The 7,226-nt window shown below is 39.1% G+C and carries 5 protein-coding genes; 2 read left to right on the plus strand and 3 right to left on the minus strand.

The genetic code is table 11. The features are described from left to right. Window positions 1–803, plus strand: an 803-nt coding sequence (locus tag AC52RT_RS12755; protein ID WP_495541092.1) for a S8 family peptidase, incomplete at its 5' end; no start/stop codon positions are given. Between the two features lie 305 nt (window positions 804–1,108). Here the strand turns inward: AC52RT_RS12755 and AC52RT_RS12760 are convergent. The 3 genes from AC52RT_RS12760 to AC52RT_RS12770 all read right to left on the minus strand — a co-directional run bounded on the left by AC52RT_RS12760 (window position 1,109) and on the right by AC52RT_RS12770 (window position 3,947). Continuing rightward, entirely contained in the window at window positions 1,109–1,717 is a 609-nt protein-coding gene (locus AC52RT_RS12760) for an AmiS/UreI family transporter (protein ID WP_495541093.1), read from the minus strand. Next, complete coding sequence (locus AC52RT_RS12765; protein ID WP_495541094.1) at window positions 1,714–2,817, minus strand: AAA family ATPase; 1,104 nt, start codon at window positions 2,815–2,817, stop codon at window positions 1,714–1,716. The genes AC52RT_RS12760 and AC52RT_RS12765 overlap by 4 nt, the downstream gene beginning before the upstream one ends. A gap of 80 nt (window positions 2,818–2,897) precedes the next feature. Beyond that, entirely contained in the window at window positions 2,898–3,947 is a 1,050-nt protein-coding gene (locus AC52RT_RS12770; RefSeq protein WP_495541095.1) for an aliphatic amidase, read from the minus strand. A 281-nt stretch (window positions 3,948–4,228) separates the two neighbouring features. On the opposite strand from AC52RT_RS12770, the gene AC52RT_RS12775 reads away from it, so the two are divergent. Next, window positions 4,229–6,538, plus strand: coding sequence for a transporter substrate-binding protein (locus tag AC52RT_RS12775; protein WP_495541096.1), 2,310 nt, complete (start codon window positions 4,229–4,231; stop codon window positions 6,536–6,538). Window positions 6,539–7,226: the final 688 nt, after the last annotated feature.

The raw sequence follows: 7,226 nt of genomic DNA on the forward strand, positions 1-7,226 counted from the left end.
GAATATCAACAGAAGTGAAAGGTTTGTCTGAAAAGGTAGTTGCTTCTTACGACTTTTCAGAAGGTTCAAATAAAGACTCTGATGGACTTCCTATTTTACATTCTGATCACGGTACAATGGTGACATCCACTATTGTTTCGGATGAGATCGGGATTGCGCCAGGAGCCGAAATCATCGAATTCAATATCAGCAAAAGCAATGGAAAAATCTCAACCAAGGGAGCTTTCCAAGCCTATGAAAAAATCATTGAGTTACTTGATTCTGGCGTAAAGATCGATATCGTTCAAATGAGTTTCGGACGCAGCACTGCATACGAAGAGGAAAGATCGCTTCTTAAGAAAATCGCCTCAAGAGGTGTTATTCTAGTTGGTGCCTCCGGGAATCTGGGTTGGGAACCTAAAGAGAAACAGATTAGTTACCCAGCTGCCTACGATGAAGTGATCGCCGTGGGCTCTGTTGATTCAACAAAGGTTCGCGCCGAACATTCCAGTACCGGAAACTATGTGGATGTTGTTGCTCCAGGAGTAGATATCGAAGTTGTATCATCAACCGGTGTTACTGAAACTCGCTTCGGTACATCGTATGCTGCCCCTTTGGTTAGTGGTGTTTTAGCGTTGTACAAAGAAGCCTATCCTGCCGCTTCCGCCGACATACTTGTCCAGATGCTGTATGAAAATGCTGAGGATGTAGGCGACAAAGGCGTAGACGAAGATCACGGAATCGGATTGGTAAGCGCTGTTCCGCCGAAAGAGTATGATTTGAGCAGCACTCTAGTCGGAGAAGCAACCCAATTTCTACAGTAGAGATTGTCGCAAAAAGCTCAAGATTTTATCGATGAATATTTAAAAATTTTTTATAAATTATAATAGAATCTGGTACGGGGAGGTTGTCTATGAATAAGATTTTGGTGTTGTTTGTGCAAGAGTTTTTTGAAAATATTCGATTCAAATAAAGAGACATACGAAACAGACAGTGTATACCCAATGAGACTCCGGGAAATTCAAATAAATAGATCTTATAAATCTTTAGGATTGTCTACAAAAGGCATTCAGGTTATCTAATTTCTGAATGCCTTTCCTTTTTTAGTGTTTATCTTCATCTGCCTTTTTTATAATGATGCTTGTTTATGTACTGTTTTATTATAAAAGAAAAGGTAAATAAAAAATGAAATGAAAAATAAAATTCCTGTCACGGCGAGAACGGAGCTATTAATAAGCGGCCATATGCCGGTCAGACTTAGGAAGGCAGGTATGGTGGCTGTAATCCATGATTGGATAATAGCAATCCAGCCTGTATAGATACTAATATTTTTTTCCTTTGCGAGCAGCAAATAGAATAGTGTCCAAAGGAACGACCACATAAGCCATATGACGGTAAATGGAATGTCTTTAAAGTGAAAATAGTTGACGCAGGCAAACCCTATCGCCAAGATGGCTACCCATAATGAGTAATAGCCGATGCCGGTACTGGAGGCATTGGTTAAATTGGATATTCCTACGTACAGATACGTGAAACCGAATAAGAAAAGTCCTGATGCGGAAAAAATGGTCCACGCATCGCCATTGGATGTCACGATGAGATAAATGGGGGTGAATATTTGAAGTGTACCTACAAATAAGTTGAAGATACCAGCACTTTTACCATCAATTTTTCCTAAAAGCATCATACCGTTAATGAATAGAACCGCTCCGACATACAGTAATCCGACATTGCTCATATATGATCCTCCTGTACCTTTTGAATAAAACGTAAGGCTTTTTTGTCTGCAGTAACCTCCAAAACCGTGAAATCATTATTGGAATTTGTTTCTATGATTTTGGCCAGTGGTATTTCTATAAATTTTCTTATGGCTCGTTTAATCGATCTTGCACCATATTGCTTATTGAACCCCTCCTGCAATAGATGGTTTTTTGCTTCTGTTGTCAATTTGATTCGATAGTGGTGTTTTTTAATTCGACTATTTAATTCATCAATAAGTTTATCAACGATGGAGTAGGCAGGTTCTCCTTCCAGCCAGTTGAAAATACAAATATCATCAATCCGGTTGAGGAATTCAGGAGTATATTCGTTTTTGAGTTCGGCTTGAATGATTCTCTCAAGGATTGATTCCGTATCCGCTCTCCAGTTGGATGGCTTCATCCGGTAAGCAATTCGTTTTATCACTGATTTTGTATCTTGGTTTGCAAAGTTATATATTGCTTGTGAACCAAGATTACTTGTCATAAATATAAGCGAGTTTCTGAAATCTATTATTTTCTCTCCTGAGGAAATGACCATCTTTCCATTATCGAAGACATTTAACAAGGTTTGGATAACATTTTGGTCCGCTTTTTCGATTTCATCAAATAAAACAATCCCAGGTTTACTGAAAGACCCGGCTATTTTATCAGCGTCGAATAAGGTATAACCATCTTTACTCCCGACATAACCTGGAGGTGCTCCTGTAAGGGCAGCTGCGTAATGTTCTTGTGTGAGTGTATTCATATCAATTCTGCAAAATTGCTCTCGATCACCATAAATAGCTTCGGCCAGTATTCGGATTGTTTCCGTTTTTCCGACACCGGTCGGCCCCAAAAACATCGCTACATAGAGTGGACGATTATCATCTGATATATCGGCGTGAATCAATCTCAACATGCCTTCCATGTTGTCCAGGATATGAGTTTGTCCAAAAATGGTTTTGTGCAGGCAATTCATTACATCCTCAACCTGAAAAGTATATCGGGAAGGCCTTTTTTGGGTGTTGGATAATGGTTGTGCCTTAACTGCCGTTGATTTATCGTTGTAATGGTTTAACTTATCATTCAGAAATGGCATGTTTCATTCTCTCCTTGTCTATGATTGTCGTATGTAAGGGGATTAAAAAGAGCCAGAAGGAATTCTGACTCTTTTAGCAACTACTTAACGCCTGCTTCTTTTTCTTCTCCTTCATAAGGAAGTCCCTGGATTGGACACTCTGCCGTCCCGACTTGTTTTCTGGTAATGTTTTCGACATTTTCCCTGGCTTTCTCGGCGTCCAAGACCCAAGTGCGGTAGAAGTCAAACGGGCAGTCGGCAATTCCTTTATCGCCGTCACCGGATTGAATGGTTCCCGTATATCCTCGGTGGAGCAGTTTGAATAAGTGGTTTTGAGATTGCCAGTTTTTACGGGCATCCCGGATTTGGGATACAGATAGTTCGGCATATTGGATTCCATTTTCTTCTGTACCGCATTCTCCAAGCGTGCTTCCATCAAATCCTACAATACTGGAATGACCGAAGAAGGAATAGACCCCATCAAATCCAGTCGCATTGGCCACCGCAACATATGAGGTATTCATCCATGCCATCGTTTTGGCAACCATGATCTGCTGTTCCTTGGAAGGGTACATATATCCTTGGCATCGAATGATAAGCTCGGCACCTTTCATTGCACAATCACGCCAAATTTCCGGATAGTTTCCATCATCGCATATGATCAAGCTGATTTTCATGCCTTTTGGTCCTTCGGCAACATGCGTGGTATCACCTGGGTACCAGGCTTCTATCGGATTCCAAGGTAATATTTTACGATACTTCTGCACAATTTCTCCTTTGTTGTTCATTAAAATCAGTGTATTGTATGGTGTTTTATTCGGATGATCCTCATGCTGTTCACCTGTAATGGAGAAAACGCCCCATACATTTGCCTGTCTGCACGCTTCAGCGAAGATTTCCGTCTCGGCTCCAGGGATAGTGGTTGCCGTTTCATACATTTCCTGTTCGTCATACATGATTCCCTGTGTGCTGTATTCCGGGAAAACAACAAGATCCATGCCTGGTAAACCCTTTTTCATCCCTATAATCATCTCTTGGATGTTACGGCAATTCGCCAGCACCTCTTCTTTCGTATGTAAGCGGGGCATCTTGTAATTCACAACCGCTATTCCTACAGTATCTTTACTGCTGCTGATGTCTCCATGTCTCATTTTCATTTCTCCCTTCGATTTTGTGTTACTAAGGCTGATTATGTTCTCTGGCTGTCTAGGTTATTTTGTTATTTACTTATAATGCATAAAGTGTGCCAACTAAAAAAATGTTGAGAACAGGGGATTCATATGGATGCTATAAGTATTAAAACTGTCTCATTTTGAGACATCTATAAACTGAATTTTCAAATAAATTGTTTTTGCTTTATACTACCAGTAGAAGATGAACTTGTCCCAAAATGATACATCAATCTCAAAAGCGTACAGACAGGAGGAATTTAATGAAATTTGGTGTTCTTTTTTCTTTGACAGGTACGACATCCATAACTGAAATTGGTCAGCTGCATGCAGCACAGTTAGCACTTGAAGAATTCAATCAAGAAAATAAGAGGACATTTGAATTTGTTATAAGGGATATTAAATCAGATCCAATTGAAACATATATGCAAGCGGAACAATTGGCTCAAAGCGGTATACGGATATTTATCGGAACGTATTCGTCGGCTTGCAGAAAAGCCGTTCTGCCTATATTAGAAAAATACGGTTGTCTTCTTATATACCCGGCATTATTTGAAGGAGATGAAGCACATCCTAATGTCATCTATATGGGCGAAGTCCCTAATCAGCAAATTTATATTATGTTGAAATATATTCAAAAACACTATGGCTTGAATCTATATTTAATAGGCAATGATTATATCTATCCTCGTACAACAAATTTAGATATAAGAAGTTATTTAAAAATACTCAACGGTTCGATTTGTGGGGAAAGGTATGTGTCGCATGGCCAAATCAATTTCAGAGAGATATACAAAGAAATCGATAGTATGAAACCTAATGCAATCATATCAACCCTGGTTGGAACAAGCCTTGTCCACTTCTATAGGGCCTTTAAGGACCTCGGCTTAGACAGCGATATGCTCCCGATTTTCAGTCCCACAACAAAAGAAACCGAGATCCAAGAGATAGGACCTGCATATACAGCAGGTCACTATAGCAGCGGCAGTTATTTTCAATCATTGGATAATAGAGAGAATATCGAATTTGTATCCTCTTTCAAGAAAAAGTTCGGCAGTCAATGCGTTGTCTCATCCGTAATGTTCAATACATATATTGGAGTTTCTCTTCTGCTCGAGACGGTGAATGATTTGGAGAGCGGTGATCCTTCTGTGATAATGAATGCTTTCAAAGGAAAGAAGATAAATTCCCCATGCGGTCCGATAGAGATCGACAAAGAGACTTGCCATGTATCGAGACCAATCCGCATAGGAAGAATAAATGATGAAGGACAGTTTTCGATTGTTTCGGATTCCAAAGAGCTGATTCCAGCCGATCCATTTCTTATGAAAAAACATCATTCTATCGATTCTCTTTCATGGAACGAATTGATTTCCGATAAGGAACAACTCCATTCCGGCATTATATTGGTAGATAAGCAGAATGAAGTGCTCTATACTAATCAATTGGTAAATGATAACCTGAAGGTTTTTGAAGGGCAAAAAAGATCTCCAAGAGATGTAAGTCTATGGGCAAAGCAATTCAAAATAGGAAAGAAAGAAGTGGAATCATCTCCTCACAACTATCAACTGCTGATTATTGATGAAAAAAATCCTAAAGTACTGGATAACAAAGATAATATTCAAAGATTTGACCGCATCAAAACACGTACCCGCCGATATAAAGAAGAGCTGCTGCTTGCGGAAATGGCAGCTAAATCTCAGGCTAATGTACTTATCCTCGGAGAAACAGGGGCAGGGAAAGAAGTACTAGCACAAGCGATTCATAACCAAAGTTCAAGAAACAAAGGACCATTTGTGGCTATAAACACAGGTGCGATTCCGAGGGAATTGATTGGCAGTGAATTATTTGGATTTGTGGATGGGGCTTTTACTGGAGCGAAGAAAGGAGGTCAAATAGGGAAGTTTGAACAAGCAAACCATGGGACAATATTCTTGGATGAAATCGGGGAAATGCCGCTCGATCTGCAAGTCGCATTATTAAGAGTTTTAGAAACCAGATGCATTACAAGGTTAGGAGATCATAGAGAAAGAAAAATAGATGTGAGGGTAATCGCTGCAACGAATCGAATTCTGGAAGAAGCAATTGCTTATCAAGGTACGTTCCGTTCGGATTTATATTATCGTTTGAATGTACTCAGTCTCCGGATTCCGCCATTAAGAGATTGTTCAGGTGATTTGGATCTATTGGTCAATGGTTTTATTTCGGATTTGAAAATGCAATATAAAGAAGGTCCGGATGATATAACAAAAAATGCATTAAAAGCGCTAAGAGGATATTCTTGGCCTGGAAACATCCGCGAGTTAAAGAATGTTATTGAACGATCCTTTTTGCATTCAATGAGTGCCGTTGATCATTTAATCAGAAGTCATCATCTGCCAAGTGGATTTTTGAAAAAAAGCGATTTATATTCGAGTTATTCGTTACAAGAAGCGGAGAAGAATGCAATATATAAAGCGCTGAAAGCTTCGTCGAACATAAGCCATGCTTCGGAATTGCTGGGGATTGCCAGAAGCACATTATATAGGAAAATAAAAGAGCATAAGATTGATATCCGTAAATTCACTAATTGAATGCTTCATAATTCTGAAATATCTACCAGTAACGTGAGTGGAGCCCTCTGTAAAGTGGTATTAAGTCGGCAGGGAAAATAAAATTAGATCTTTTGGTCCATGGCTTAAAGAAAGAATGATGTAGTCAGTGGATAAATAGTAAAATTGTCAGAATCATCAAATTTACGGTTGACTTATAGATGTTTTATGTTAGCTATAATCTTAAAAGTTTACTGAGTATTAAATTGAATACAGTTAGAGGCTGATAAGATAACTAAAGGTTCTGAAGACCTTTCCTGATTCAAGGAAAAAGGTCCTTCGGGGCCTCTTGTATCATAATGCCGAAGTGGGAATGGCCTGCGGTTAAAAGAAGAAAAATACGGATCATGAGTGGAGGGAAAAAGATGAATGTTGAAAATAAGAAGGGTTTTTTAGAAAGTGGCAAGTTAATGGAAGAAGGAAGATTAATTTAAGAAAGAGAATATTTACTTTAAGATACTTTGATAAAGTAATGTAGATCCATAAAAGCAGGAGGGGAACATGATAAATGATAAGGACATATTAGTAAAGACAATTTTAAGGAGTGAGCTTATAACTAGAGTTTTGCAGGTGCTTAAGGAGATGAATCTGCCTTTTGACTATTATATTGGAGCAGGCTGCATCACAAATACGATTTGGAATGACATTTCCGGCTATCCTCTTGACTATG

This window comes from Peribacillus sp. (genome assembly GCF_059453735.1).